Source organism: Micromonospora maritima (genome assembly GCF_902825405.1).
Taxonomy (GTDB): Bacteria; Actinomycetota; Actinomycetes; order Mycobacteriales; family Micromonosporaceae; genus Micromonospora; species Micromonospora maritima.
Genome location: NZ_CADEAU010000590.1, coordinates 1 through 3,036, shown reverse-complemented (window position 1 = coordinate 3,036; position 3,036 = coordinate 1). Strand labels below are relative to the sequence as shown.

Annotated in this window: 1 protein-coding gene and 1 pseudogene; one reads left to right on the top strand and one right to left on the bottom strand. The window is 76.1% G+C overall.

Features of this window, described 5'->3' with window-relative positions:
• Window positions 1-1,179 (top strand): annotated as a pseudogene (locus tag HUW36_RS35350) (hypothetical protein); the annotation flags it as partial.
• Here HUW36_RS35350 and HUW36_RS29575 read toward each other — a convergent pair.
• Window positions 1,176-3,008, bottom strand: a complete 1,833-nt coding sequence (locus HUW36_RS29575) for an ABC transporter ATP-binding protein (RefSeq protein WP_246248387.1) — start codon at window positions 3,006-3,008, stop codon at window positions 1,176-1,178. The pseudogene HUW36_RS35350 and the gene HUW36_RS29575 overlap by 4 nt on opposite strands.
• Between the last annotated feature and the right edge of the window lie 28 nt (window positions 3,009-3,036).

Genomic DNA, 3,036 nt, shown 5'->3' with positions numbered 1-3,036 from the left:
CTCACCCAGGCCCGGCACGCGCCACCCACCCCGGTCGAGCTGCCGGCGCTCGCCGCGCTGGTCCGCCGGCTCGGTGGCCTGCCGCTGGCCATCGAGCTGATGGCGGCCCGGGGCCGCATCCTCGACGTCACCGAGCTGCTCGACCGCTACGGCGACCGCGTCCTCGACCTGGCCGCGGTGCGACCCGCCTTCGGGCCGGCCGATCCGGCCGCCGGCACGGTGACGTTGCGCGAGGCGGTGGCGACCAGTTACCACCTGCTCGCCCCGGCCGAGCGGGCGGCACTGCGTCGCCTGTCCGCGTTCCGCAACCGCTGGTCGGTGGAGCTGGCCGAGGAACTGCTCGCCCACGGCGCCGACCGGTGGGACGCGGTGCCGCTGCTGGACCGGCTGCGGGAGCTGGGTCTGCTCAGTGTGCGGGGGACGGGTCCGTTCCGGTTCCGGCTGCTGGACGCGGTCCGGGACTTCGCGGCCGAGCAGGCCGAGGCGGCGGGCGAGACGGACGGGATCCGGCTCCGGCACGCGACGGTGGTCGCCGGGCTGGTCCTGCTCGGCTACGCGTGGCGCACCGGCCGGGCGACGGCCGCGCGGTGGGTGGTGCTCGGGTTCGCCGCCGGGCCGCTGCTCCTGCTCGGGCTGCGGCTCGGATTCGTCGGGGAACGGGCGCAGGCATACCTGGTCCTGCTGGCCGCAGTGGCGGCGGTCGTGGCCGGCGCCACGCTTGCCCGGCTGCGACCGGGCCTGCTGCCCTGGGACGCGGTCGGGCTGCTCCTGGCCGCGCTGGCGGTGCCGCTCGCCGCCCCGACGGTCCAGGCCGAGCTGCCCGGCACGGGCACGCTCGTCGTGTCGCTGCCCTCGGCGCTCGGGCTCGGCCTGGCGCTCGGCTTCGGCCTGGTGCTCGCCGTCACCGCCCCCGGGGCAGACGCCGATCGGGAGCCGGGCCGCACCGCGGGCGTCCTGGCGCTCGGCGCCGCCGCGATCGCGCTGTCCGCACTGGCGCTGGCGCCGACGGTGATCCGGGGCCTGGGACTCGGCCCGTCCGAGGGGGTCGCCCTGACCGTGCCGATGCTGGTCGCGGTGTCCGCCCTGATCCTGGTGCTGCTCTTCGGCTTCGGCCGGGTGGTCGACCGGATCCGACGCGACATGCGGGCCGAGGCCACCACCGAGGGGCCCCGTCCCTAGAGCAGCGAGTCGCGCCACTGGCGGTGCAGGGCGGCGTACCGGCCGCCGGCGGCGGCGAGCCGGGCCGGCGGACCGTCCTCCACGATCCGGCCGCCGTCGAGCACCAGCACCCGGTCGGCCGTCTCGACGGTGGAGAGCCGGTGGGCGATCACCAACGCGGTCCGGTCCCGCAGCACGCTGTGCAGCGCACGCTGCACCAGGCGCTCCGTCGGCACGTCCAGCGACGAGGTGGCCTCGTCCAGGATCAGCACCCGGGGGTCGGCCAGGAACGCGCGGGCGAACGCGACGAGTTGCCGCTGCCCGGCGGAGAGCCGGCCGCCCCGCCGGTGCACGTCGGTGGCGTACCCGTCGGGCAGGGCGGCGATGAACTCGTGCGCGCCGATCGCCCGGGCGGCGGCGACCACGGCGTCGTCGTCGGCGTCCGGCCGGCCGAACCTGATGTTCTCGGCGACGGAACCGCTGAACAGGTGGGTCTCCTGGGTGACCAGCACCACCGCCCGGCGCAGCTCGGTGTCGGCCAGGTCGCGCAGGTCCACCCCGTCCAGGCGGACCGAACCGACGTCCGGGTCGTGGAAGCGGGCCAGCAGCTTGGCCACCGTGGACTTCCCGGTGCCGGTCGGCCCGATCAGGGCGACCGTCTGCCCGGCCGGCACGGTCAGTTCCAAACCGCCCAGGATCGGCGTCTCCGGCCGGTAGCCGAAGGAGACCGCCTGGAAGACCACACCGCCGCGCGGCGGGCCGGCGGGCAACGGCACCGGACGTGCCGGTTCGACCACCGCCGGCCGCTCGTCGAGCACCCCGGCCAGCTTCTCCAGCGCCGCGGTCGCCGACTGGAGCGCGTTGTAGAACTGGCTCAGCTCCTCCATCGGCTCGAAGAACCGCCGCAGGTAGAGCAGGAACGCGGCGAGCACGCCGACCTCCGTGCGGCCGCCCAGCACCCGCCAGCCGCCGTACCCGAGCACCACCGCGGCGGTGAGGTTGCCGATCAGCCGGATGCCCGGCGAGTAGACCGCGATCAGCCGGAACGCGCGCAGGCTGGCCCGCCGGTAGTCGTCGTTGACCGCGGCGAAGATGCGTTGGTTGCGCGGCTCCCGGCGGAACGCCTGCACCGCCCGGATCCCGCGCAGCGACTCGACGAAGTGCACGATGACCAGCGCCACCGCCTCCCGCGTGCGCCGGTACGCCCCGGCGGAGGCGCGGGCGAACCAGCGGGACAGCCAGAACAGGAACGGGAAGGCGAGCAGGGTGACCGCGGCCAGCGGGAGGTCCAGCCAGAGCAGGATGCCCGCCACCGACAGCACCGACAGCACCGCCATGACCAGCTTGTCGATCCCGCCGTCGACCAGCTCGCCGATCGACTCCAGATCGCTGGTCAGGCGGGACACCATCCGGCCGGACGTGTAGCGCTCGTGGAAACCGACGTCGAGGCGGAGGAAGTGCGCGTACACCCGGCGGCGCAGGTCGAGCAGGACGGCCTGGCCGATCCGGGCGGCCAGGGCGAGGAACGCGCGCCGGGTCGCGTACTCGGTGGCGGTGGCGACGACGAACGCGGCGGCCACCGCGACCAGCGGCCCGGGATCGCCGGCCCGCAGCGGCCCGATGCCCCGGTCGATGCCGAGCATGACCAGGTACGGACCGGCCATCGCGGCCGCGTTCTGGGCCAGCAGCAGCGACACGGCCAGCCCGAGCCGCCGCCGGTGCGGGCGGAGCAGGTGGCGCAGCAGGAGCCGGCTGCGGGCGCGGAGGCGGGTCACCGCCGCCGGGGACGAGTCCTCGGCCCGGCTGCGGTCGGCGTCCGGATCGGTGGCCCGGCCCCGCCACCGCGACAGGTCGGCGTCCGGATCGGGGCCGGGGTCG